The following is a 21,713-nucleotide window of genomic DNA, read 5'->3' on the forward strand; positions in this document are numbered from 1 at the left end:
TATTCCTAGGGCGTTCAAGTTCAGTTAACCCAAGCGGGCCGATTTGACGCGCCCGCTTGGTTAGCATGACTACAGCCGGGTGATTACCAGCGGTAGTGGGCGAACGCCTTGTTGGCTTCGGCCATACGGTGAACGTCTTCACGCTTCTTAACAGCAGAACCTTTGTTCTCTGCTGCGTCAGACAGCTCGTTCGCCAGGCGCAGAGCCATGGATTTATCACCGCGTTTACGTGCAGCATCAACGATCCAACGCATTGCCAGAGCATTACGACGAACCGGGCGGACTTCAACTGGTACCTGATAAGTAGAACCGCCAACGCGACGCGACTTAACTTCTACAGTCGGGCGAACGTTGTCGAGAGCGACTTCGAAAGCTTCCAGGTGATCTTTACCAGAACGCTGAGCCAGGGTCTCCAGCGCGGTATAGACGATTGCTTCTGCAGTAGATTTTTTACCGTCTACCATCAGGATATTTACAAATTTGGCCAGCAGCTCAGATCCGAACTTAGGATCTGGCAGGATTTTACGTTGGCCGATTACGCGACGACGTGGCATGGAAATACTCCGTTGTTAATTCAGGATTGTCCAAAACTCTACGAGTTTATTTTGACATTAAAGTTAAAACGTTTGGCCTTACTTAACGGAGAACCATTAAGCCTTTGGCTTCTTCACGCCGTACTTGGAACGAGCTTGCTTACGGTCTTTAACACCGGAGCAGTCAAGTGCACCACGGACGGTGTGGTAACGCACACCTGGCAGGTCTTTTACACGACCGCCACGGATCAGGATTACGGAGTGTTCCTGCAGGTTGTGGCCTTCGCCACCGATGTAGGAAGTCACTTCGAAACCGTTGGTCAAACGCACACGGCAAACTTTACGCAGTGCGGAGTTTGGTTTTTTCGGGGTAGTGGTGTATACGCGGGTGCATACGCCACGTTTCTGCGGGCAGGCTTCCAGCGCTGGAACGTTGCTTTTAGCAGCCTTCACAGAGCGTGGTTTGCGAACCAGCTGGTTAATTGTTGCCATTAAAAAAGCTCCTGGTTTTTGCTTCGTACTAGCTTCGTAAACATGTGATAAATCCCCTCGTATGCACTATTGGCAAAGTACGAGGACGCAGAATTTTAGGGCTGACCAGTATGGGTGTCAAGAAATATACAACATCACTCTCATTACCAGGCCATTTGGCTGCGGTGTTGTTCGGTTAATTCAACGAAGTGATTATAGCCGACGACAGTGATTTTGTGCGAAAAATGACCAACCAATCCCCGGGCTTCCAGGTCGTCCTGCAGCGCATAAAGGGATATGGGGGCGGCGAGCAGCGATTCAAGATGGGCGCTGCCGGCAAGGCCTGCAAGCACGCCGTCCTGCAGCAGCAGCAGCGCGTCACCCTCCGCCGTCAGGCGCAGCAGCGCAGGCAAGTCACATTGGTTTGGCGAGTGGCTCAGGGTATACAGCATCAGAGGATCCTAAAACGTCATCACGGCGTCGTAGCCGGCCAGTTCGCGGCGCAGTTCGTCCGGTGCCAGCACCTCGGCATCCAGCACCCAATCGGTCACCTGGCTCAGCCCACGCTCCTGCAGCGAAGCCTGGCACAGATAGCACCGCTCCACGTCATACAGCGGCAGCACGCCGAAGGTGGCGATGTAATTGCGCGCCAAAATCTTTTCCGGTTGCTGGCCCGGCAACAGCTGCAATACGCCGTCGCCGACAAAAAACACCCCCAAATCTTCACTGAGCGCCGACGTGGCGAGCAGCGCATCCAGCCCTTCCCTGCCGCCGGCGCCGCCGTGCGGCCCGTGGGTGAAAACAAAAGCGACTCGTTTCATCATATCCTCAGAACTGCACCAGACGGTCGCAACTCAGCGACGCTTCGGCCAGGGAACCCAGCCCGCTCAGGGTAAAGCCGGGCTGCAGGTTGGCGCTTGCCAGCCCCTGTTGCGCCGCCTCCTGCTCGTCGGTGACGCCACGGCGCAGCGCAGCGGCTACGCAGACGTTGAGCGCTACGCCGTGTTGCTGCGCCAGTTGCGTCCAACCGCGCACCAGGTCGAACTCGTCGCTGGCGGGCGCGGTCAGCTGGTTGGCGTTCAGCACGCCCTCACGGTAGAAAAAGACGCTGGAAAGCCGGTGCCCTTTCGCCAACAAAGCCTGAGCGAACTGATAGGCGCTGCTGGCCTGCTGCGTGCCGTAAGCCGGGCCGGTGACCAATAGGCAATAATCGAGCATCAACGGTCGCTTCCCAACAGATCGCCGCTCTTGAACTGGCGGATGTACAGATACACGGTGTGTTTGGAGATGTTCAGGCGATCCGCCACCTGGTTGATCGCATCCTTGATGTCGAAGATGCCTTTCTCATAGAGGTTGAGCACCACCTGGCGGTTCTTGGCGTTATTGGACACCGAGCGGTCGGCGTTCACCTCTTCGATGGTGAACTCCAGCGTCTGCGCCACCAGATCGTCGACGGAAGACGCAAAATTCACCGACGACGGCACGTCCTGCGTGGCCGGCGGCATAAAGGTCTGCATGATCTGCGAAAACGGTACGTCGAGGTTCATGTTGATGCACAGCAAGCCGATCACCCGCTGCTCGCGATTGCGAATGGCGATAGTCACCGACTTCATCAACACGCCGCTCTTGGCGCGGGTAAAGTAGGCTTTCGACACGCTGCTGTCGTCGCCGGCCATGTCGTGCAGCATGCGCAGCGCCAGATCGGTGATCGGCGAGCCGATTTTACGCCCGGTATGTTCACCGTTGGCGATGCGTACCGCTGAGCTGTTCAGGTCTTCCAGCGCGTGCAGTACGATCTCGCAGTGGCCGCCGATCAACATCGCCAGCCCGTCGACCACCGCTTCATAGGATTTCAGGATTTCATGATCCGTTTGAGTAAACGGACGTTCATTCAGCAAATCAAGTTCGCTGGCTTCGCTGGATAAAAGCGAATTCGACATCGAAGATACCACCCTCATAGATCGCCTGTGCCAGGGGGCGCAGCTAAAACCGCTCGAACCGGATCGCTGCCGTCGTCGGCACGCCGCAGCGCGGCCGGCTGAGAGCGCCATCAAACGGCACGATGACATCCGCGGGCGAGGCGGCCGGGAACAATTTTAGGTACACGCCCTAAGGGGCAGACGCATGACTGATAAGTCAGAATTATTAGTCTAGCAAAGCGGCCGGAGCAAAGTCCTTGCGTTTGCGCGTGGTATTGACGTTAAGCCCGATGCCCGGCAGGCGTCAAGCGTTCAATGGAGAGAGAGGCGGCGGCTGCCGAAATGAAAACCGCCGCGGAGGGCATCCGCGGCGGTGGCAAACAAAGCGGCGATGTTATTTCGCTTTGGCGTCTGCTTTCGCGTCCGCCGGTTTTTCGGCTTTAGCGTCGGCTTTCGGCGCCGCTTTCACGTCCAGCAGCTCAACGTCGAAGACCAGCGTGGAGTTAGCCGGGATGCCCGGAACGCCGGTTTTGCCGTAGGCCAGCGCCGGTGGGATCACCAGCTTGATTTTGCCGCCTTTCTTGATGTGCTTCAGGCCTTCGGTCCAGCCTGGGATCACGCCGTCCAGACGGAACGACAGCGGCTCGCCGCGGGTGTAGGAGTTATCGAACTCGGTACCGTCGGTCAGGGTGCCTTTGTAGTTCACCACCACGGTGTCGCTGTCTTTCGGCGCTTCACCCGCGCCCGGCTTCTCTACCTGGTACAGCAGGCCGGATTCGGTTTTCTTCACGCCTTTTTCTTTAGCGAAGCTATCGCGGTACTTGGTGCCTTTGGTTTCGTTATCCTTGGCGTCCTGCTCCATCTTCGCCTGAGCGGAAGCCTTCACGCGCGCTTCGAAGCCCTGCAGGGTCTTCTCGATGTCGGCGTCGTTCAGTTTGCTCTTGTTGGCGAACGCGTCCTGAACGCCGGCAATCAGCTGATCTTTGTCCAGCTTGATGCCCAGCTTCTCTTGCTCTTTCAGAGAGTTGTCCATGTAACGGCCGAGAGAGGCGCCCAGTGCGTAAGCCGCTTGCTCGTCGTCGTTTTTGAACTTGCCGGTGCTCGGTGCTGCTGCCGCGTCCGCTGGTTTAGCGGCATCGGCTGCCATGACCTGGGTCGCATTCAGAGCAAAAGCCATGGTGGTTGCCAGAAGCGTGACTTTAAACAAAGATTTCATCCATTTCTCCAGTGTCTGAAGCGATGCCCCAAACAATCATTAGGTAAGATAACCGGGCTACTATAGCTGCCTGAAACAAAACAAAACAGTCGCACAGGTAACCAATCGAGTCAAAGTGTGACTCCCGCTTTGCCAAGAAGTTTCCCCCTGCGTGCTACTCCCATGATAAATCAGATTTTTCTTGCGGAATATTCGGCCAGGCTCGCAAAAAACGGCAGATCGAGCGTGCAACTTTTCAGCACTTTACACTGTCGATCGCAACGTTGCGCGCCGTCTGGAGAAATAGCGCGAGCAAACCCGGCGCCAGCTGTTACCATAGCGCCGAATCAGGATTTTATCGCGTCAGAGGTAGCCTCATGCACAACGCCGACATTCAACGCCTGCTACAGCGGCTTGAAGAACTGGAAAGCCGTCAGGCCTTCCAAGAGCTCACCATCGAAGAGCTCAACCAGACCGTCATCCAGCATCAAATGGAAATGCTGAAGATGCGCGAACACCTGCGCATGTTGACCGACAAGCTGCGCTCGACCCAAACCTCAATGATCGCCTCGCAGTCGGAAGAAACCCCTCCGCCGCACTATTGAGGGCTCGCCACGCGGTTATTTCAGGCGTGCCAACCCTTCGACGGCACGCTCGAGATACCGGCGCGGGCACCCCAGGTTGATGCGGATAAAACCGCGCCCCTGCGGGCCGAAACCGCTGCCCATCGACGGCGCCAGCTTCGCCACCGCCACCAGCGCCTGCTGCAAGTCTGTATCGCTCAAACCCAGCGAGCGGCAATCCAGCCAGGCGAGATAGGTCCCTTCAGCCTGGGTCATCGCGCACCAGGGCGCGGCGGCCGCCAGCGCCTGCTCAAACCAACGCCGATTCTCCGCCAGGTAGTCGAGCAGCTCATCAAGCCAGGCAGCGCCCCGTTGATAGGCCGCGGTCGCCGCCGTCATCGACAGCGCGTTGAACACATCCAGCCCGTGGGCGTTCAGTCGATCGACAAACGCCTGCCGAAGCCGGGCGTTGGGGATCAGGAAATTCGAAATGCGCAGCGAGGAGAGGCCGAACGTTTTGCTGGCGGACGTCGCCGCAATCACCCGATCGCGATATTCCTCGCCCAGATGCAACACCGACGTAAACGTCTCGCCGGGCAGCAGCAGGTCGGCCCAAATTTCATCGGAGATCACCGTGACGTCGTGGGCGTGGCAGAGCGCCATGAGCCGCTCCAGTTCATCACGGCGCCAGCAACGGCCGGTCGGGTTGTGCGGATTGCACAGCAACAACAGCGGCGGTTTACGCAGCGCCAGACAGGCGGCCAGCTGGTCGAAATCGATCCGGTATCCCTGCGGGGTTTCCCGCAGCGGGTTTTCAATCACCTCTCTGCCGTTCATGGTGACTATCTTGGCGAACGAGCCATAATACGGCCCCTGCACCACCACCCCGTCCCCCGGCTTGCTGAGCAGTTGGATCAGCATCGCCAGCCCCGGCACCACCCCTTCAATCGACGTGAACCACTCGCGCCGCAGCGGCAAGCCGTGCCGCTTGGCAAACCAGTCGATCGCTGCCTCATAGTAAGCGTCGTCGCGTTCGCTGTAGCCAAAGACGCCGTGGTCCACCCGCTGATGCAGCGCCTGCTGCACCTCTGGCGGGCACGGAAAGTCGAAATCGGACACCCACATCGGCAACAGTTCGCTGCCGTCCAGTTGCAGATAGCGGTCGATGAAGTCCCACTTCACGGAGCCGGTGTTGTGGCGATCGATGATGGCGTTGAAATGACTCGTCATGTCAGGCTTCCTTACTCTGCAAGTCGTTCTGAGGTTGGAGTTTGGCGATACCGAAGCCGGTGAACCCATAAATCAGGGCGAACACCACCGCGGCATAACATTGGATCGCCCACGGCAGCAGATCGAGGGTGCTGACCCCCAGCGTGGTGGCCATGTAAATGCCGGCGGCCGTCCACGGGATCAGCGGTTCGATGACGGTGCCCGCATCTTCGACGGTGCGCGACAGATTTTTGTTGTCCAGCCCCATGCGTCGATAGGCCCCTTTGAACAGCTCCGCCGGAATCAGCAGCGCCAGCTTGCCGTCGCTGGTCGCGCCGGTCACCAGGATAGTGGTGGCAACGGTGGCGGCGATCAGCTGGCCGGTGGTGTGCACCACTTTCAGCAGCCGGCTGATGATCACCGTCAGCGCGCCGGTCAGCGTCAGAGCGCCGGCGAAGGAAAAGGCGCAGAACACCAGCAGGATCGTACTCATCATCGAGAACATGCCACCGCGGTTCAGCAGGCGCGGCACATCGGCGACGATACCCTCGACGTTGTGGCCCTGAGCGGCAAACATCGACAGATTGAAACCGTCCATCAACGCATTCAGCCCCTGCTGCAGGCTAAAACCCTGCAGCGCGACGCCGATGGCGATCGCCAGCGCGCAGGCGGCCAGCATGACGGGGATCACCGGCCGTTTGGTCACCGCGCCCCACAGCACCAGCACCGGCGGCAGGATCAGCAGCAGATTGAAGTGGTACAGCCCCTCGAGCGCGCCGACGATTTCGGTCACTTTTTCCGGCGTTGCCACGCTGCCCACCGCACCGGTGTGGCCGGCGATCAGGTACACCACGGCGGCCAGGATGAAGCTCGGCAACGTCGTGTACATCAGATGCTGGATATGGCTGTAGAGATCGGTATCCGCGACGATGGCCGCGAAGTTGGTCGAATCGGACAACGGCGAAATTTTGTCGCCGAAGTAAGCGCCGGACACCACCGCCCCGGCCGCGGCGGCCAGCGGCACGTCCAGACCGGCGGCCACGCCCATCAGCGCCACGCCCACGGTGCCGGCCGCTCCCCAAGAAGTGCCGGTGCACACCGAGATCACGCTGGTGATGAAGAATGCGGCGATCAGAATGTATTGCGGGCTGATCAGCTTCAGCCCCCAGTACACCATGTAAGGGATTGTGCCGCTGATCATCCAGGTGCCGATCAGGCCACCCACGCAGATCAGGATCAGGATAACCGGCATCGCCTTCGCCAGCTTGGCCACGATGGCCTCGATGATGTCGTCCCAGCGGTAGCCTTGCCACCAGGCCAACGCGGCGGCGATGGCGGCGGAAACCAGCAGCAGCGGTTCAATGCGCAGGCCAAACTGACCATAGCCGATGATGAGCAGCAACAGCATGGCCACAATCGGCAGCGTCGCCAACCCAAGGTTGAGCGTTTTCTTATTATCCATATACGGCTCCTGTTGAAGATGGGGTACTGCAACAGCGTAATGGCTTCGATAATCGGAGGATGTGAGCGCAGGCAATCGGCCATGTAATCGGTTTCATGAGGTAGCGTTGTGTGAGCCGTCTCTCATTCGCCGCGCTTGCTTTGCGCATGCGCCTCACCGTCGGTTACGGAGTCTCGCAGGATAAGTTCGGCCGAAAAGCGGTTGTTCTGCGGCGCAACGTCGCTGCCGCTGTGGATCTGCAGCGCCAGGCGCGCGGCGCGTCGGGCCATTTTCTCGATCGGGTAATGCACAGTGGTCAACGAAGGATGGAGATATTTCGCCAGGGCAATGTCGTCAAAGCCGACGATCGACAGCGCCTCGGGCAGCTGAACTTGCCGTTGATGGCAGGTGCGCATCATGCCGGCGGCCATCACGTCGTTGAACGTCACTGCGGCGGTGAAGCGTTGGTCGCTGGCCAGAACGCGCTCGGCCGCCAGTTCGCCCCCTCGCTCGTTGAAGGGCACGCTGATGATCCAGCTGCCGGGCACCTCAATGCCGGCGGCGGCCATGGCCTGGCGGTAACCCGCTAGCCGCTGCGCGCGATCGTCGATCGGCAGATCCGCCGTCACGCAGGCAATTCTTCGATGCCCCTGGCGTATGAGCAGCTCGGTCGCCGTCTGCGCCGCATTGGCGTTGTCGAGCCAGATGCAACGGTTGGCGATGGCGGGCAGGTAACGATTGATCAGCACCAGCGCGGGCGTATGGGCGGCGTAGCGCAGCAGCGCCTCCTCCCCCATGCGCGTGACGTGCGCCACGATGGCTTCACATCCCTGATTGATGAGAAAATCGAGGCCGCTTTTTTCCAGCTCGGCCTGATGCCCACCGCTGCACAACATCAAACGCACGCCGGCCTGCCGCGTGATGTCTTCCACGCCCCGCGCCAGACGCGAGAAAAACGGATCGTCAAGATTGCCGGTCAGCAACCCCAGCATATTGCCGCTTCTTTTCGCCAGCGCCAGCGCGGCGGCGTTGCGGTGGTAGTTAAACTCGCGCATCGCTTTCTCGACGCGTTCGCGGGTCACCGGTTCAACGTAGGCGGTATTATTGATCACCCGGCTGACGGTGGCCGTGGAAACGCCGGCGCGCCGCGCCACGTCTTTCATGGTGGCCATGGCATGTCCTGTTGTGCCGTTCGGCGCCCGGTGCGCCGCGCATAAAAAAGGGCAGCCGATGGCCGCCCTCTTGTCTCGTCACTGCGATCTGCTTAGTGGCAGCCGCAGCCGCCGTTACCGCAACCGCCTTTACCGTGGTCGTGACCATGGTCGTGATCGTGGCTGTGGCCGTGACCGCCGCAGCAGCCGTCACCGTGTTCGTGGTGATGGTCGTGCTCGCCGTGTACGTGACCGTGCGCCAGTTCTTCTGCGGTCGCTTCGCGGATCGCGACAACTTCCACGTTGAAGTTCAGGTTTTGGCCGGCCAGCATGTGGTTGCCGTCAACCACCACGTGGTCGCCGTCAACTTCGGTGATTTCAACCGGTACCGGGCCCTGATCGGTGTCAGCCAGGAAACGCATGCCGACCTGCAGTTCGTCAACGCCCATGAAGACGTCTTTCGGTACGCGCTGCACCAGGTTTTCGTCGTAGTTGCCGTACGCGTCGTTCGCGCCGACGTGAACGTCAAAACGATCGCCAACGTCGTGGCCTTCGAGTGCTTTTTCCAGACCTGCGATCAGAGAACCATGCCCGTGCAGATAGTCCAGCGGTGCGCTCACCGGAGACTCATCAACCAAAACACCGTCTTCTGTACGTACTTGGTAAGCCAGGCTGACCACCAAGTCTTTTGCTACTTTCATGATATCTCCTACCGTTGGCTACTAGGACGCGCACCGTTATCGGGATGCGCGCCTTTTCCGGACAGATTGTAACGGAAATCTGCCTCGCTGTACCCTCCGGGATAAAAAAACGCTACTTCGGCTGGAAAATGCCGATCACCTGCTCTTGCGGGCGAACGTGTTTTTCCACCTGTTGTTCGGTCTGGCGCTGATGGTGGCCGCACTTGACGCACTCCACCACCTCCACCTGATCCTCCCGCCATACCGCCAGCGTATCCATGGCGCTGCAGCTCGGGCACACCGCCCCGGCGATAAATCTCTTACGTGTTGCAGACATCGTTATGCTCCCGCTTATTCGTATTCGTCCCAGCCGTCGAACTGGCGACTTTCTTTTTGCATTTCGCGATGGAACAGCTCTTCCAGCTCGCGCCGCGCCTCTTTCACGCGGGAAATTTGCGCCACGTCGCCCTGATGCGGCGGCATCAGTTCACGCAGCATGCGCATATCCAGGCGGCGGAAATGCTGCTGGGCGCGGAAGGCCTGATGCGGGTGCATGCCCAACTCCATCAGCGCTTTGCGCCCCAGTTCCAGCGCGCTGGAGAAGGTCTCGCGGCTGAACTGCTTCACGCCCGCCTGCAGCAACTCATGCGCCTCCACGCGGCCGCGCGCCCGCGCCAGAATGCTCAGATTCGGGAAGTGCTGCTGGCACAGCCGCACGATCTCCATGGTGTCTTCCGGCTCATTGCAGGTGATCACGATCGACTTGGCCTTCTCGGCGCCCGCCGCGCGCAGCAGCTCCAGCTCGGTGGCGTCACCGTAATAAACCTGGTAACCGTAACGCCGCAGCACGCCGACGGCGCTGACGTCGCGCTCCAGTACGGTAATGCGCATTTTGTTGGCCATCAACAGGCGGCCGATCACCTGGCCGAAACGCCCGAAGCCGACGATGATCACCTGCGGATCGTCGTCCTCTACGTACGGCGTTTCCTCTTCTTCGCCCTTGGCGTTATAGCGACGCGCCAAAATGCGGTCGATGGCCTGCATCAGCAGCGGCGTGGTCATCATCGACAGCGTCACCACCACCAGCAGCAAGGAGAGTTGATCCGGCTGCAGCACCTTTTGCGCGCCCGCCGCAGAAAACAGCACGAAGGCGAACTCGCCGCCCTGGCTGAGCACCCCGGCGAACTGCAGGCGCACCGAACTGCGCAGGCCGAACAGACGCGACACCCCGTAGAGCACGCCGGATTTGATCGCCACCAGCGCCAGCACGCCGATCAACACCTCGGCCAGATGGGTGTAGAGCACGCCGATATTCAACACCATGCCCACCGAGATAAAGAACAGCCCCAGCAGCAGCCCTTTAAACGGCTCGATGGAAATCTCCAGTTCGTGGCGGTATTCGCTCTCCGCCAGCAGCACCCCGGCGATGAAGGTGCCGAGCGCCATCGACAGGCCAAGCGTCTCCATAAACAGCGCCGAGCCGAGCACCAGCAACAGCGCCGCGGCGGTGAAGATCTCGCGCACGCCGGAAGCGGCGATATAGCGGAACAGCGGCCGCAGCAGGAAGCGGCCGCCGATCAGCATGCCGCCGAACGCCGCCACCTTGAGCGCGATCTTCGCCCAGTCGTCGCTGGTTCCGCCGGCGCCGGCCAGAATGGGGATCAACGCCAACGCCGGGATCACCGCCATATCCTGGAACAGCAGCACCGAGAAGCCGAGCTGCCCCCCTTCGTTGCGGTTCATGCCCTTCTCGCGCATCAGCTGCAGCGCCATGGCGGTGGAAGACATCGCCAGGCCGATACCGCCGATCACCGCCGCCTGCCAGGCGAAGTGCGTCAGATACAGCAACGCGCCCAGCACCGCAGCGGTGATCAACACCTGGCCGGCGCCGGCGCCGAAGATCGAGCGCCGCAGCTCCCACAGCTTGCTGGGGTTCAGCTCCAGGCCGATGATGAACATCAGGAACACCACGCCCAGCTCGGAGAAATGCAGGATCTCGTCGACGTCGCGAATGAAGCCCAATCCCCAGGGGCCGATGGCGATGCCGGCGATCAGATAGCCCAGCACCGCGCCGATCCCCAGGCGACGGGCGATCGGCACCGTCACCACCGCGGCGAACAGGAACAGCAAAATGGCGGTCAGTAAGGTCGATCCTTCCATCGTCACCGCCCTCCGTGCGGCAGCGGGTGGCTCAGCCACTCGCCGTAGGCGTCCGCATGGCTGCGCAGCACCTCCGGCTTCTGCCGCCGCGCCCAATAGACCACGAACGGCGTCAGCCAATGCATATGGCACATCCCGGCGGTCAACTCGAACGGCCGCAGGATATCTTCCATCGGATAGTGGTTATAACCGCCGGTGCGGTAGGCACCTTCCGGCTCACCGGTGGTGATCACCGATCGCCAGTATTTACCCGCCAGCGCATTGCCGCCCACCCCGCTGGCGAAGCCGCGCGACAGCACGCGATCCAGCCACTCCTTCAGCAGCGCCGGGCAGCTGTAGGTATACAGCGGGTGCTGAAACACGATGACCTGATGCTCACGCAGCAGCTGTTGTTCGTGATGGATATCGATAAAAAAATCAGGGTAGTGCGCGTAGAGATCGTGCACGGTGACATGTTCCAACTGCTGCGCCGGTCGAAGCAAAACCCGGTTCGCCACCGAGTCATGAGATTCCGGATGGGCATACAGCAGCAAGACCTTGGGCGGCTGCGACATCATTCCCCTCCAAAGCGTCGTCAGGGTAGCGGTTTTCCGTTACCATGCATCGCAAAGACAAAAACAGCGCGCGGTGCGCGTTCTGTTACCTTAATGATAATTTAACATACTCTGAACATACGGCGCTTTATGATTGTATTCTCCTCGCTACAAATCCGACGCGGCATCCGCGTCCTGCTGGACAACGCCACGGCGACGGTTAATCCAGGGCAGAAGGTCGGCCTGGTGGGCAAAAACGGCTGCGGCAAATCCACGCTGCTGTCGCTGCTGAAGGGCGAGATCGCGGCGGATGGCGGCAGCTTTACCTTCCCCGGCAACTGGGCGCTGGCCTGGGTCAACCAGGAGACGCCGGCGCTGGACGTGCCGGCCATTGAGTATGTTATCGACGGCGACCGCGAGTTTCGCCAGCTCGAAGCCGAATTGCAGGCGGCCAACGACCGCAACGACGGCCACGCCATCGCTACCCTGCACGGCAAGCTGGACGCCATCGACGCCTGGACCATCCGTTCCCGCGCCGCCAGCCTGCTGCACGGCCTCGGCTTCTCCAACGAACAGCTGCAAAGCCCGGTGCGCGACTTCTCCGGCGGCTGGCGCATGCGCCTCAACCTGGCGCAGGCGCTGGTGTGCCGTTCCGATCTGCTGCTGCTCGACGAACCGACCAACCACCTGGATCTCGATGCGGTGATCTGGCTGGAGCGCTGGCTGAAAAGCTATCCCGGCACGCTGGTACTGATCTCGCACGACCGCGACTTCCTCGATCCGATCGTCGACAAGATCCTGCATATCGAACAGCAGACGATCAATGAGTACACCGGCAACTATTCGTCGTTCGAACGCCAGCGCGCCACCAAGCTGGCGCAGCAACAGTCGCTGTATCAGCATCAGCAAGAGAAAGTGGCGCACCTGCAAAGCTATATCGACCGTTTCCGCGCGCAGGCCACCAAGGCCAAGCAGGCGCAGAGCCGCATCAAGATGCTGGAGCGCATGGAGCTGATCGCCCCGGCGCACGTCGACAACCCGTTCACCTTCAGCTTCCGTCCGCCGGAAAGCCTGCCGAACCCGCTGCTGCGCATGGACAAAGTCAGCGCCGGGTATGGCGATAAAGTGATCCTGAAGTCAATCAAGCTGAACCTGGTGCCCGGCTCGCGCATTGGCCTGCTCGGCCGCAACGGCGCCGGTAAATCCACGCTGATCAAACTGCTGGCCGGCACCCTGGAGCCGCTGAGCGGCGAGATTGGCCTGGCGAAAGGCATCAAGCTGGGTTACTTCGCCCAGCACCAGCTGGAATTCCTGCGCGCCGACGAATCGCCGCTGCAGCACCTGAGCCGCATCGCACCACGGGTGCTGGAGCAGCAACTGCGCGACTATCTGGGCGGCTTCGGTTTCCAGGGCGACAAGGTCAGCGAAGTGACCGAACGCTTCTCCGGCGGCGAGAAGGCGCGGCTGGTGCTGGCGCTGATCGTCTGGCAGCGCCCTAACCTGCTGCTGCTCGATGAACCGACCAACCACCTGGATCTCGACATGCGTCAGGCGCTGACCGAGGCGCTGATCGATTTCGAAGGCGCGTTGGTGGTGGTCTCGCACGACCGTCACCTGCTGCGCTCCACCACCGACGATCTGTACCTGGTGCACGACGGCCAGGTCGAGCCTTTCGAGGGCGATCTCGACGACTACCAGCAGTGGCTTGTCGACCTGCAGCGCCAGGAAAGCCAGCAGGACGCGCCGGAAAAAGAGAGCGGCGGCAACAGCGCGCAGGCGCGCAAGGATCAAAAACGCCGCGAGGCGGAGTTCCGTACGCAGACCCAACCGCTGCGCAAGCAGATCGCCAAGCTGGAACAGCAGATGGAAAAACTGGGCGCCGAACTGGCGGCGGTGGAGGAACAGCTGGCGGATCCCGCGCTGTACGACATCAGCCGCAAGGCCGAGTTGACCGACTGCCTGCAAAAGCAAAGCCAGGCCAAATCCGCGCTGGAAGAGACGGAAATGACCTGGCTGGATGCGCAGGAACAGCTGGAACAGTTAACGCAGGCGTTCGAAGCCTAAGCCTCAGGCCTTGTAAAAAGGCCTATCCCCCAGAATGGTCGCGCGGTGCATGATGCGCCGCTGCGGCAGATAATCCGCGTTGGCGTAGTGCTGCGTCACGCGGTTATCCCAGATCGCCACGTCATTTTCCTGCCAACGCCAGCGCACCTGAAATTCCGGTTTGGTGATGTGAGCAAACAGGAAGTTCAGCAAAGCGTCGCTCTCTTTCGGCGCCAGATCGACGATCCGCGTGGTAAACCCTTCATTGACGAACAGCGCCTGCCGGCCGCTGACCGGGTGGGTGCGTACCACCGGATGCAGCAGCGGCGGGTTTTTCTGCACCGCCTGTTGCCAGCGCTGATGCTCCTCTACACTGCCGCGATGTTTGTGTTCCGGGAACGACTTGGTGAAGTCATGCTCCGCACGCAGCCCCGCCAACAGCGTTCTGAACGGCGCCGACAGCGCCTCGTAGGCCGCGATGCCGCTGGCCCACAGCGTATCGCCGCCGGTGGAAGGCAAGGTCTTGGCCGCCAGGATCGCCCCCAGCGGCGGGTTCTCGATAAAGGTCACGTCGGTGTGCCAGTTATCGTTGTCCGGCGGGTTGTCGTCGTGGGTATCGAGCACGATGATCTCTTCCACGTCGGTGGCGTGCGGATAGACCGGATGGATATGCAGATCGCCGAAGCGGCCGGCCAGATCGCGCTGCTGCAGCGGGGTGATCGGCTGATTGCGGAAGAACAGCACCTGATGCTTCAGCAAGGCGTGATAAAGCTGCTCAAACTGGCCGTCGCCCAGCGGCCGGGCCAACTCGACGTTTTCCACCAGCGCCCCGATGTAAGGCCCCAGCGGGGTGATATTCAGACGTTCGTTCATTGCTGTACTCCATGCCACGGGGTCAATCGGCGCTGCAGGGCACGCAGCCCCAGCTCCAGCCCAAATGCAATCACCGCAATCACGCCGATGCCGGCCAACACCACGTCGGTCGCCAGAAACTCACCGGCGGATTGCACCATAAATCCCAGGCCGCGCGTGGCGGCGATCAGTTCGGCGGCCACCAGCGTCGACCAGCCGACGCCCAGCCCGATGCGGATGCCGGTCAGGATCTCCGGCAGCGCGCTCGGCAGCACCACGAAACGCAGCACCTGCCAACGCGTGGCGCCCAACGCCCGGGCGGCACGCACCCTCACCTGCGCCACGCTGCGCACGCCGGCCACGGCAGACAGCGTCACCGGCGCGAAGATCGCCAGATAAATCAGTAAGATCTTTGAGGTTTCGCCGATGCCGAACCAAATCACCATCAGCGGCAGATAGGCCAGCGGCGGCACCGGGCGATAGATTTCAATCAGCGGATCGAGAATGCCGCGCACCGTGTCGTTCAGCCCCATGGCGATGCCCACCGGGATGCCGACGATCACCGCCGCCAACAGCGCTACCAGAATGCGCCCCAGGCTGGCCGCCAGGTGTTGCCACAGCGTGGCGTCCATAAAGCCTTGCGGGCTGGCGATGGTGATCAGCTGGTGCAGCACCTGCTGCGGCGCCGGCAAAAACAGCGGGCTGATCAGCTGCAGCGCCGTCACGCCCCACCAGACGATCAACACCGTCAACAGCGTGGCGCCGCTCAGCCAAACGTTGCGCGGCACGCTGAAACGGCGCGCCGCTTTGCCCTGCGGCTGCGCCGCGGCCTTCAGAGTGGAATGCAGGCTCATAGCAAGGCCTCGCGCTGTTGGAAAACTTTGCCCAGCACGTATTCGCGCTGCGCGATAAATTCAGGATCGGACTTGATGGCGCGGCAGGCTTCGCCGTCGGCATAGCGTTGGCCGAAGTTCAGCGACAGCCGCTCCACCACCTGCCCCGGCCCCGGCGACAGCAGCAACAGCTCGCTGGCGAGGAACACCGCCTCTTCGATATCGTGGGTGATCAGCAGCACCTGTTTGCCGGTATCGCGCCAAATGGTCAGCAACAGCTCCTGCATCTGCTCGCGGGTGAACGCATCCAGGGCGCCGAACGGTTCGTCCAGCAACAACAGCCGCGGATCGGCGGCCAGAGCGCGGGCGATGCCGACGCGTTGGCGCATGCCGCCGGAAAGCTGCCAGATAAAGTGCTGTTCATAGCCCGCCAGCCCCACGCGCTGCAGCATCTGCTCCGCCACCTGGCGGCGCTGCGCCTTGCCGACGCCGGCCAGCTGCAGGCCGAACTCGACGTTGTCCACCACGTTGCGCCACGGCAGTAAGCCCTCATGCTGGAACACCACGCCCCGTTCGGCGCTCGGGCCGTGAACGGGCGTTCCATCCAGCGTGATGCTGCCAGCTGAAGGCTCGATAAACCCGGCGATCAAATTCAGCAGCGTGGTCTTGCCGCAGCCCGACGGGCCGAGCACCACCACCAGTTGCCCGGCGGCAATCTGGAACGACACGTCACGCAGTGCGGGCCGCCCCTGATACTCTGCTGAAAGATGATTGACGTTTAGCATCCTGCTTCCTTACGACTGCGGCGCAGCCTGCACCTGTTTCACAAAACGGTCGGTCACGTAAGCGCTGTAGTCGCTGTCGACCTGCGGGATCTTGCCCTGCTGCTTGAGGAATTCGGCGGTATCGCGGATCGCCTTGTCCACCGGCTGGCCGAGCTGGGCAACCTGATCCGCCACCGGCAGATAACGGTTTCCCTTCACCAGCTCCGGCACCTGCGCTTCCGGCACCCCGCTCAGGCGCGCCAGCGTGCTGAGATGGCTCGGATCTTTCAGCCACTGCTCCGGCGCCGCCAGGTAGGCCTTTTGCGCCTGTAGGGCGCTGGCGGCAAAGGCGGTCACCACGTCGGGATGTTTCTCGGCAAAGTCTTTGCGCACCACCCACACGTCCAGCGTCGGCGAGCCCCATTCGCCCACCTGCGCGGAGTCGGTCAACACCTTGCCCTGTTTGGCCAGTTCGTTGACCACCGGCGCCCAGACGTAAGCGCCGTCGATGTCGCCGCGCTGCCAGGCGGCGGCGATGGCCGGCGGCTGCAGATTGAGGATCTTCACCTGCTCAGGCTTGATGCCCCAATGCTTGAGCGAGGCCAGCAGGCTGTAATGGGTGGTGGAGATAAACGGCACCGCAATGCGCTTGCCGATCAGATCCTGCGGGCTTTTGATGTCATTTTTCACCACCAGCGCTTCGGAGCTGCCGAGCTGCGAGGCGATGAGGAACACTTCGATGGGGAGTTTCTGGCTGGCGGCCACCGCCAGCGGGCTGGAGCCGATATTGCCGATCTGCACGTCGCCGGAGGCCAGCGCACGCAGCACGCTGGAGCCGCTGTCGAACTTACGCCAGTCGACGGTCGCGCCGGACCGTTTGGCGAAGCTGTTTTCCGCCTGCGCCACCTTGGCCGGCTCCGCCGACGTCTGGTACGCCACGGTCACGTCCACCGCGTAGGCGCTGGCTGCGCTGAGCGCCAGCGCCAACAGCGCCGCGTTGCGTAAGGAAAAGAGTTTGCCCGCCATGTTCCGCTCCGTTGATAAAAATCTGTTCAGTTGCTGACAGTTTTATCTGAGCGGTGACGGGCGATAAAAGAATAAAAAAGTCTTCTTTATTACCCTGTGTAATATAAACGCGGATTACAGCGCGATCGTCCCGTGCAGGAACACGTGAGCATAGCCGCCGAGCAGCGTGCGATCCCCTTGCAGTTCGCAGAACAGTTCGCCGCCGCGCGCCGAGACCTGCTGTGCCTGCAGCCGATGGCGGCCGAGACGCGCCGTCCAGTAAGGCATCAGCGTGCAGTGCGCGGAGCCGGTAACCGGATCTTCACCGCCGTCGAGCGTGAAATAGCGCGACACGAAGTCCACGGTGTCACCCGGCGCAGTGACGATCACCGCACACCCGGCCAGCGCGATCAGCGCCGGGATGTCCGGCCGCAGCGCACGCACCTGCGCCTCGTTTTCCAGCACCACCATCAGCGCTTTCGCCTGCCACACCTCCTGCGGCTGCACGCCCAGCAGCGCCGCGAGGCCCGCCGGTTCAGCCACCTTCTGCGGCGGCCGAGCGGGGAAGTCGAGCACCAGCCGTTCCCCGTCCTGCGCATCGCGCTTGACGAACAGTTCGCCGCCGGCCGAGCGGAAGCGAATATCCTGCAGCGCCGGGTTAACCACGCTGAACATCACATGCGCCGCCGCCAGGGTGCCGTGGCCGCAGAGATCGACCTCGCGCTGCGGGGTAAACCAGCGGATGGCGGTCATGTCGCCGTCATCCCAGACAAAGCTGGTTTCCGGCAGGCCGATCTCGTTGGCGATCGCCTGCAGCCGCGCCGCCGGCAGCGGCTGTGTCAGCAGGCAAACCCCGGCCGGGTTGCCGCGCAGCCCTTCGCCGGTAAAGGCAACCACGTGATAATAATTTTCCGCCATCGTTCGCTCCTTAATGCCAGATCAGTAACACACAGGCTGCGGTCAACAACCCCATGGAAACGTTGAAGATAACCCAGGCCTTTTTGCTGCGCAGCAGGCGGCCGATCAGGGTGCCGAACGCCAGCCAGATAATGCCGGCGACGATGTTGACCACCAAAATGCCCAACGCGATCGCCGCAATGGACCCGTTGTACTTATCGCCCGCCAGGCTGAAGCTGGCCACCGCCCCCAGCGCCATCAGCCAGGCTTTCGGGTTGAGGAACTGCAGCAGCCAGCCCTGATACAGCCGCACCGGCTGCGGCGGCGCCACGTCGGTTTCCAGTTTTTCATAGGCGGCGGTGGCGACTTTCCACGCCAGCCACAGCAGGTACAGGCTGCCGAGGATTTTCAGGATCAGGTGCAGCGACGGATAAACCAGGATCAGGCTGCCGACGCCGAAGGCCACCAGCAGCAAAATGCTTTGCATGCCGAGCATGATGCCGATCATCAGCCACAGCGAACGCATAAAGCCGAAGTTGGCGCCGGAAGTGGTCAGCAGCAGGTTATTGGGGCCGGGCGTGATGGCGGCGACCCACAGGAAGCCCAGCATCGAAAGGAATAAACTCGGTTCCATGGCACGGGTGCTCCTCACCCAAGGCGCTTTTTTGCAGTATCATTGTTAATTCTTGGTATTGAAGCTAACAGTGCGCTAGGGATCTCACAATAGCCGCCCACAACATTTTACTCAGCCTATGCCTAACACCTTTCGCCCTCTGACCGGGGCCAGTAACCCGCACCTGCAAACGCTGTTGCCGCGGCTGGTGCGCCGCCGCGTATTATTGAAACCGCATTGGCAGCGGCTGGAATTGCCCGACGGCGATTTCGTCGATCTCGCCTGGAGCGAGGATCCGGCGCAGGCGCGCGACAAACCGCGCGCGGTGCTGTTCCACGGCCTGGAGGGCAGCTTCTACAGCCCCTACGCGCATGGCCTGCTCAACGCCTGGCGCGAGCGCGGCTGGCTCGGCGTGGTGATGCACTTTCGCGGCTGCAGCGGCGTGCCCAATCGCAAGCAGCGCATCTACCACTCCGGTGAAACCGAAGACGCGCGCTTCTTCCTGCGCTGGCTGCGCGACCGCTACGGCGAGGTGCCGACCGCGGCGGTCGGCGTTTCGCTCGGCGGCAACATGCTGGCCTGCTACCTGGCGCAGCAAGGCGCCGACAGCCTGCTGCAGGCGGCCGTGGTGGTCTCGGCGCCGCTGATGCTGGAGCCCTGCGCCTACCGCATGGAGCAAGGCTTTTCCCGCGTTTATCAGCGCTACCTGCTGGGGCAGCTGAAACAAAACGCCACCCGCAAGCTGTTGCACTACCCGGACACCCTGCCGCTCAAGCTGTCCCAACTGAACGGTCTGCGGCGCATCCGCGAATTCGACGACGCCATCACCTCGCGCATTCACGGCTTCAGTGACGCCACCGACTATTATCGCCGCTGCAGCGCCCTGCCGCTGTTGCCGGCTGTCCAAACGCCGCTGCTGATCATCCATGCGAAGGACGATCCCTTCATGACCCCTGAGGTGATCCCCGACGTCGCCGGCCTGCCGCGCAATATCGAATATCAGCTGACCGAGTTCGGCGGCCACGTCGGCTTCGTCGGCGGCACGCTGAAAAAACCATACATGTGGCTGGAGCATCGCATTCCGGCCTGGCTTTCCCCTTATCTGGACATCCCGACGTGATCATTCCCTGGCAAGAACTGGCAACCGACACCCTCAACAGCCTGATCGAATCTTTTGTACTGCGCGAAGGCACCGATTACGGCGAGCACGAACGCTCGCTGGAACAGAAGGTGGAGGACGTGCGCCGCCAGCTAAAAAACGGCGAAGTGGTGCTGGTGTGGTCGGAACTGCACGAGAGCGTCAACATCATGCCGCACGGCCAGTTCCGCGCCGGGCAGGAAGAAATTTAGTGGCGATCGGTTCTATGACTGACGGAAAAAATCAGGTAACAATGGGGCATTGCAAACCAGCGCGCGCCATTTTTTCCCGAGATAGAGAGCGTCAACAAGAGCCACAATAATCCCCTGACGCCGGCGCATTCAACACGGAGTGACAACCACCATGTCTGCCAAACATCCCGTTATCGCGGTGACCGGTTCCAGCGGCGCCGGCACCACCACCACCAGCGTGGCGTTCCGCAAAATATTCCAACAGCTCAACATCCGCGCCGCCGAGCTGGAGGGCGACAGCTTCCACCGCTACACCCGGCCGGAAATGGACGCGGCGATCCGCAAGGCGCGCGATCTGGGCAGACACATCAGCTATTTCGGCCCCGAGGCCAACGACTTCGGCCTGCTGCAGCAGAGCTTCATCGACTACGGCAAGAACGGCACCGGCCGCTCGCGCAAGTATCTGCACACCTACGACGAAGCGGTGCCCTACAATCAGGTGCCGGGCACCTTCACCCCGTGGGAACCGCTGCCGGCGCCGACCGACGTGCTGTTTTATGAGGGGCTGCACGGCGGCGTGGTCACCGAGCACCATGACGTGGCCAAGCACGTCGACCTGCTGGTCGGCGTGGTGCCGATCGTCAACCTGGAGTGGATCCAGAAACTGATCCGCGATACCGGCGAGCGCGGCCACTCCCGCGAAGCGGTAATGGATTCGGTGGTGCGTTCGATGGAAGACTACATCAACTACATCACGCCGCAGTTCTCGCGCACCCACATCAACTTCCAGCGCGTGCCGACGGTGGACACCTCCAACCCGTTCGCCGCCAAGGCGATTCCCTCACTGGACGAAAGCTTCGTGGTGATCCACTTCCGCGGGCTGGATCAAATTGACTTCCCCTATTTGCTGGCGATGCTGCAGGGCTCGTTTATCTCGCACATCAATACGTTAGTGGTGCCGGGCGGCAAGATGGGGCTGGCGATGGAACTGATCATGGCGCCGCTGGTGCAGCGGTTGCTGGAAGGCAAGAAGATCGAATAAACGCGTTGAGCGCGGCGCCGGGCCGCGCTCCGCCTCGATTACGCCGGTTGGCGGATCTCGAAGCTGTGGGTCACCGTGGCGGCCTTGTTGAGCATCAGCGCCACCGAGCAATATTTCTCCGCCGACAGGTTCACCGCACGCTCGACGATCTTGTCGGTCAGGTCCTGGCCGGTAACGATGAAATGCAGGTTGATATGGGTGAACAACCGCGGAGCTTCTTCGCGGCGCTCGGAGGTCAGCTTCACCTCGCAGTCGCGCACGTCGTTGCGCCCTTTTTGCAGGATGGACACCACGTCGATCGCGCTGCAGCCGCCCACCGACATCAGCACCATCTCCATCGGGCTGGGTGCTTTATCGCCGGCGTTGCCGTCCATCAGCACCTGGTGGCCGGAGGCCGATTCACCCAAAAACGTTAACCCTTCCACCCATTTAACTCTTGCCTGCATTCTGGTCACTCCGGTTGATTTCTTAAAATCAGAG

Annotated in this window: 26 protein-coding genes; 5 read left to right on the forward strand and 21 right to left on the reverse strand. The window is 61.4% G+C overall.

Annotated features, from left to right (window positions below; translation table 11 throughout):
- Positions 1-83: 83 nt before the first annotated feature.
- The 7 genes from rpsG to fkpA form a co-directional block, all read right to left on the reverse strand.
- Entirely contained in the window at positions 84-554 is a 471-nt protein-coding gene (gene rpsG, locus SSARUM2_RS22355; protein ID WP_004956203.1) for a 30S ribosomal protein S7, read from the reverse strand.
- Between the two features lie 96 nt (positions 555-650).
- Complete coding sequence (gene rpsL, locus SSARUM2_RS22360) at positions 651-1,025, reverse strand: 30S ribosomal protein S12 (protein WP_004930426.1); 375 nt, start codon at positions 1,023-1,025, stop codon at positions 651-653.
- A gap of 143 nt (positions 1,026-1,168) precedes the next feature.
- Positions 1,169-1,456 (reverse strand): sulfurtransferase complex subunit TusB, encoded by a 288-nt coding sequence (gene tusB / locus SSARUM2_RS22365; RefSeq protein WP_033636257.1) that lies wholly within the window; start codon positions 1,454-1,456, stop codon positions 1,169-1,171.
- 9 nt (positions 1,457-1,465) lie between these two features.
- The gene (gene tusC, locus SSARUM2_RS22370) at positions 1,466-1,825 is read right to left on the reverse strand and encodes a sulfurtransferase complex subunit TusC (protein ID WP_033636258.1); all 360 of its coding nucleotides are present in this window, start codon (positions 1,823-1,825) and stop codon (positions 1,466-1,468) included.
- Positions 1,826-1,832: 7 nt separating this feature from the next.
- A complete protein-coding gene (gene tusD / locus SSARUM2_RS22375) occupies positions 1,833-2,222 on the reverse strand; it encodes a sulfurtransferase complex subunit TusD (RefSeq protein WP_033636259.1) in 390 nt (129 codons plus the stop codon).
- A complete protein-coding gene (locus SSARUM2_RS22380; RefSeq protein WP_004930418.1) occupies positions 2,222-2,944 on the reverse strand; it encodes a transcriptional regulator in 723 nt (240 codons plus the stop codon). The genes tusD and SSARUM2_RS22380 overlap by 1 nt, the downstream gene beginning before the upstream one ends.
- A gap of 373 nt (positions 2,945-3,317) precedes the next feature.
- The gene (gene fkpA / locus SSARUM2_RS22385; protein WP_060439491.1) at positions 3,318-4,139 is read right to left on the reverse strand and encodes an FKBP-type peptidyl-prolyl cis-trans isomerase; all 822 of its coding nucleotides are present in this window, start codon (positions 4,137-4,139) and stop codon (positions 3,318-3,320) included.
- A gap of 356 nt (positions 4,140-4,495) precedes the next feature.
- On the opposite strand from fkpA, the gene SSARUM2_RS22390 reads away from it, so the two are divergent.
- Positions 4,496-4,723 (forward strand): SlyX family protein, encoded by a 228-nt coding sequence (locus tag SSARUM2_RS22390; protein ID WP_004930414.1) that lies wholly within the window; start codon positions 4,496-4,498, stop codon positions 4,721-4,723.
- A gap of 15 nt (positions 4,724-4,738) precedes the next feature.
- Here the strand turns inward: SSARUM2_RS22390 and SSARUM2_RS22395 are convergent, their stop codons facing one another.
- The 7 genes from SSARUM2_RS22395 to kefG form a co-directional block, all read right to left on the reverse strand.
- Positions 4,739-5,911 (reverse strand): MalY/PatB family protein, encoded by a 1,173-nt coding sequence (locus tag SSARUM2_RS22395; protein WP_033654875.1) that lies wholly within the window; start codon positions 5,909-5,911, stop codon positions 4,739-4,741.
- 1 nt (position 5,912) lies between these two features.
- Positions 5,913-7,352 carry a Na+/H+ antiporter NhaC gene (gene nhaC / locus SSARUM2_RS22400; protein WP_060439492.1) on the reverse strand — a complete coding sequence of 480 codons (1,440 nt, stop codon included), beginning with the start codon at positions 7,350-7,352 and terminating at the stop codon, positions 5,913-5,915.
- A 122-nt stretch (positions 7,353-7,474) separates the two neighbouring features.
- Positions 7,475-8,503, reverse strand: coding sequence for a LacI family DNA-binding transcriptional regulator (locus SSARUM2_RS22405; RefSeq protein WP_041036963.1), 1,029 nt, complete (start codon positions 8,501-8,503; stop codon positions 7,475-7,477).
- A 92-nt stretch (positions 8,504-8,595) separates the two neighbouring features.
- Positions 8,596-9,183, reverse strand: coding sequence for a peptidylprolyl isomerase (slyD, locus tag SSARUM2_RS22410; protein ID WP_033654873.1), 588 nt, complete (start codon positions 9,181-9,183; stop codon positions 8,596-8,598).
- 112 nt (positions 9,184-9,295) lie between these two features.
- Positions 9,296-9,499, reverse strand: a complete 204-nt coding sequence (locus tag SSARUM2_RS22415) for a YheV family putative zinc ribbon protein (RefSeq protein WP_015379274.1) — start codon at positions 9,497-9,499, stop codon at positions 9,296-9,298.
- 14 nt (positions 9,500-9,513) lie between these two features.
- Positions 9,514-11,322, reverse strand: a complete 1,809-nt coding sequence (kefB, locus tag SSARUM2_RS22420; RefSeq protein ID WP_033636264.1) for a glutathione-regulated potassium-efflux system protein KefB — start codon at positions 11,320-11,322, stop codon at positions 9,514-9,516.
- 2 nt (positions 11,323-11,324) lie between these two features.
- Positions 11,325-11,876, reverse strand: coding sequence for a glutathione-regulated potassium-efflux system ancillary protein KefG (kefG, locus tag SSARUM2_RS22425; RefSeq protein ID WP_025159909.1), 552 nt, complete (start codon positions 11,874-11,876; stop codon positions 11,325-11,327).
- A gap of 129 nt (positions 11,877-12,005) precedes the next feature.
- Here kefG and SSARUM2_RS22430 point away from each other — a divergent pair, with 129 nt between their 5' ends.
- A complete protein-coding gene (locus SSARUM2_RS22430) occupies positions 12,006-13,919 on the forward strand; it encodes an ABC transporter ATP-binding protein (RefSeq protein WP_033636266.1) in 1,914 nt (637 codons plus the stop codon).
- 3 nt (positions 13,920-13,922) lie between these two features.
- On the opposite strand, the gene tauD is transcribed toward SSARUM2_RS22430, so the two are convergent.
- The 6 genes from tauD to SSARUM2_RS22460 all read right to left on the reverse strand — a co-directional run bounded on the left by tauD (position 13,923) and on the right by SSARUM2_RS22460 (position 18,883).
- Entirely contained in the window at positions 13,923-14,771 is an 849-nt protein-coding gene (gene tauD / locus SSARUM2_RS22435) for a taurine dioxygenase (RefSeq protein WP_060427173.1), read from the reverse strand.
- A complete protein-coding gene (tauC, locus tag SSARUM2_RS22440) occupies positions 14,768-15,604 on the reverse strand; it encodes a taurine ABC transporter permease TauC (protein WP_033631937.1) in 837 nt (278 codons plus the stop codon). The genes tauD and tauC overlap by 4 nt, the downstream gene beginning before the upstream one ends.
- Positions 15,601-16,368 carry a taurine ABC transporter ATP-binding subunit gene (gene tauB / locus SSARUM2_RS22445; RefSeq protein ID WP_038878069.1) on the reverse strand — a complete coding sequence of 256 codons (768 nt, stop codon included), beginning with the start codon at positions 16,366-16,368 and terminating at the stop codon, positions 15,601-15,603. The genes tauC and tauB overlap by 4 nt, the downstream gene beginning before the upstream one ends.
- A gap of 9 nt (positions 16,369-16,377) precedes the next feature.
- Entirely contained in the window at positions 16,378-17,373 is a 996-nt protein-coding gene (gene tauA / locus SSARUM2_RS22450; protein WP_033649304.1) for a taurine ABC transporter substrate-binding protein, read from the reverse strand.
- A 114-nt stretch (positions 17,374-17,487) separates the two neighbouring features.
- The gene (locus SSARUM2_RS22455; protein WP_060429246.1) at positions 17,488-18,270 is read right to left on the reverse strand and encodes a PhzF family phenazine biosynthesis protein; all 783 of its coding nucleotides are present in this window, start codon (positions 18,268-18,270) and stop codon (positions 17,488-17,490) included.
- A 10-nt stretch (positions 18,271-18,280) separates the two neighbouring features.
- A complete protein-coding gene (locus SSARUM2_RS22460) occupies positions 18,281-18,883 on the reverse strand; it encodes a LysE family translocator (protein ID WP_033649306.1) in 603 nt (200 codons plus the stop codon).
- A gap of 118 nt (positions 18,884-19,001) precedes the next feature.
- On the opposite strand from SSARUM2_RS22460, the gene SSARUM2_RS22465 reads away from it, so the two are divergent.
- The 3 genes from SSARUM2_RS22465 (at position 19,002) to SSARUM2_RS22475 (ending at position 21,233) form a co-directional block, all read left to right on the forward strand.
- Positions 19,002-19,982 carry a hydrolase gene (locus tag SSARUM2_RS22465; RefSeq protein WP_033649307.1) on the forward strand — a complete coding sequence of 327 codons (981 nt, stop codon included), beginning with the start codon at positions 19,002-19,004 and terminating at the stop codon, positions 19,980-19,982.
- On the forward strand, positions 19,979-20,212 hold the full coding sequence (locus tag SSARUM2_RS22470) for a YheU family protein (protein WP_125460816.1): 234 nt from the start codon (positions 19,979-19,981) through the stop codon (positions 20,210-20,212). Before SSARUM2_RS22465 ends, SSARUM2_RS22470 begins: the two co-directional genes overlap by 4 nt.
- A gap of 151 nt (positions 20,213-20,363) precedes the next feature.
- On the forward strand, positions 20,364-21,233 hold the full coding sequence (locus tag SSARUM2_RS22475) for a phosphoribulokinase (protein ID WP_004930374.1): 870 nt from the start codon (positions 20,364-20,366) through the stop codon (positions 21,231-21,233).
- 38 nt (positions 21,234-21,271) lie between these two features.
- Here SSARUM2_RS22475 and SSARUM2_RS22480 read toward each other — a convergent pair whose 3' ends face one another.
- Positions 21,272-21,679: an OsmC family protein gene (locus SSARUM2_RS22480; protein WP_004930372.1), complete on the reverse strand. Its 408-nt coding sequence runs from the start codon at positions 21,677-21,679 to the stop codon at positions 21,272-21,274.
- Between the last annotated feature and the right edge of the window lie 34 nt (positions 21,680-21,713).

Origin of the sequence: Serratia sp. K-E0102, from assembly GCF_029962625.1 — a bacterium.
Taxonomy (GTDB): domain Bacteria; phylum Pseudomonadota; class Gammaproteobacteria; order Enterobacterales; family Enterobacteriaceae; genus Serratia; species Serratia sarumanii.

What these genes read in the sequence shown, in the direction of transcription:
- rpsG (WP_004956203.1), bottom strand. Translation starts at nt 554, where the DNA reads ATGCCACGTCGTCGCGTAATCGGCCAACGTAAAATCCTGCCAGATCCT.
- rpsL (WP_004930426.1), bottom strand. Translation starts at nt 1,025, where the DNA reads ATGGCAACAATTAACCAGCTGGTTCGCAAACCACGCTCTGTGAAGGCT.
- tusB (WP_033636257.1), bottom strand. Translation starts at nt 1,456, where the DNA reads ATGCTGTATACCCTGAGCCACTCGCCAAACCAATGTGACTTGCCTGCG.
- tusC (WP_033636258.1), bottom strand. Translation starts at nt 1,825, where the DNA reads ATGAAACGAGTCGCTTTTGTTTTCACCCACGGGCCGCACGGCGGCGCC.
- tusD (WP_033636259.1), bottom strand. Translation starts at nt 2,222, where the DNA reads ATGCTCGATTATTGCCTATTGGTCACCGGCCCGGCTTACGGCACGCAG.
- SSARUM2_RS22380 (WP_004930418.1), bottom strand. Translation starts at nt 2,944, where the DNA reads ATGTCGAATTCGCTTTTATCCAGCGAAGCCAGCGAACTTGATTTGCTG.
- fkpA (WP_060439491.1), bottom strand. Translation starts at nt 4,139, where the DNA reads ATGAAATCTTTGTTTAAAGTCACGCTTCTGGCAACCACCATGGCTTTT.
- SSARUM2_RS22390 (WP_004930414.1), top strand. Translation starts at nt 4,496, where the DNA reads ATGCACAACGCCGACATTCAACGCCTGCTACAGCGGCTTGAAGAACTG.
- SSARUM2_RS22395 (WP_033654875.1), bottom strand. Translation starts at nt 5,911, where the DNA reads ATGACGAGTCATTTCAACGCCATCATCGATCGCCACAACACCGGCTCC.
- nhaC (WP_060439492.1), bottom strand. Translation starts at nt 7,352, where the DNA reads ATGGATAATAAGAAAACGCTCAACCTTGGGTTGGCGACGCTGCCGATT.
- SSARUM2_RS22405 (WP_041036963.1), bottom strand. Translation starts at nt 8,503, where the DNA reads ATGGCCACCATGAAAGACGTGGCGCGGCGCGCCGGCGTTTCCACGGCC.
- slyD (WP_033654873.1), bottom strand. Translation starts at nt 9,183, where the DNA reads ATGAAAGTAGCAAAAGACTTGGTGGTCAGCCTGGCTTACCAAGTACGT.
- SSARUM2_RS22415 (WP_015379274.1), bottom strand. Translation starts at nt 9,499, where the DNA reads ATGTCTGCAACACGTAAGAGATTTATCGCCGGGGCGGTGTGCCCGAGC.
- kefB (WP_033636264.1), bottom strand. Translation starts at nt 11,322, where the DNA reads ATGGAAGGATCGACCTTACTGACCGCCATTTTGCTGTTCCTGTTCGCC.
- kefG (WP_025159909.1), bottom strand. Translation starts at nt 11,876, where the DNA reads ATGTCGCAGCCGCCCAAGGTCTTGCTGCTGTATGCCCATCCGGAATCT.
- SSARUM2_RS22430 (WP_033636266.1), top strand. Translation starts at nt 12,006, where the DNA reads ATGATTGTATTCTCCTCGCTACAAATCCGACGCGGCATCCGCGTCCTG.
- tauD (WP_060427173.1), bottom strand. Translation starts at nt 14,771, where the DNA reads ATGAACGAACGTCTGAATATCACCCCGCTGGGGCCTTACATCGGGGCG.
- tauC (WP_033631937.1), bottom strand. Translation starts at nt 15,604, where the DNA reads ATGAGCCTGCATTCCACTCTGAAGGCCGCGGCGCAGCCGCAGGGCAAA.
- tauB (WP_038878069.1), bottom strand. Translation starts at nt 16,368, where the DNA reads ATGCTAAACGTCAATCATCTTTCAGCAGAGTATCAGGGGCGGCCCGCA.
- tauA (WP_033649304.1), bottom strand. Translation starts at nt 17,373, where the DNA reads ATGGCGGGCAAACTCTTTTCCTTACGCAACGCGGCGCTGTTGGCGCTG.
- SSARUM2_RS22455 (WP_060429246.1), bottom strand. Translation starts at nt 18,270, where the DNA reads ATGGCGGAAAATTATTATCACGTGGTTGCCTTTACCGGCGAAGGGCTG.
- SSARUM2_RS22460 (WP_033649306.1), bottom strand. Translation starts at nt 18,883, where the DNA reads ATGGAACCGAGTTTATTCCTTTCGATGCTGGGCTTCCTGTGGGTCGCC.
- SSARUM2_RS22465 (WP_033649307.1), top strand. Translation starts at nt 19,002, where the DNA reads ATGCCTAACACCTTTCGCCCTCTGACCGGGGCCAGTAACCCGCACCTG.
- SSARUM2_RS22475 (WP_004930374.1), top strand. Translation starts at nt 20,364, where the DNA reads ATGTCTGCCAAACATCCCGTTATCGCGGTGACCGGTTCCAGCGGCGCC.
- SSARUM2_RS22480 (WP_004930372.1), bottom strand. Translation starts at nt 21,679, where the DNA reads ATGCAGGCAAGAGTTAAATGGGTGGAAGGGTTAACGTTTTTGGGTGAA.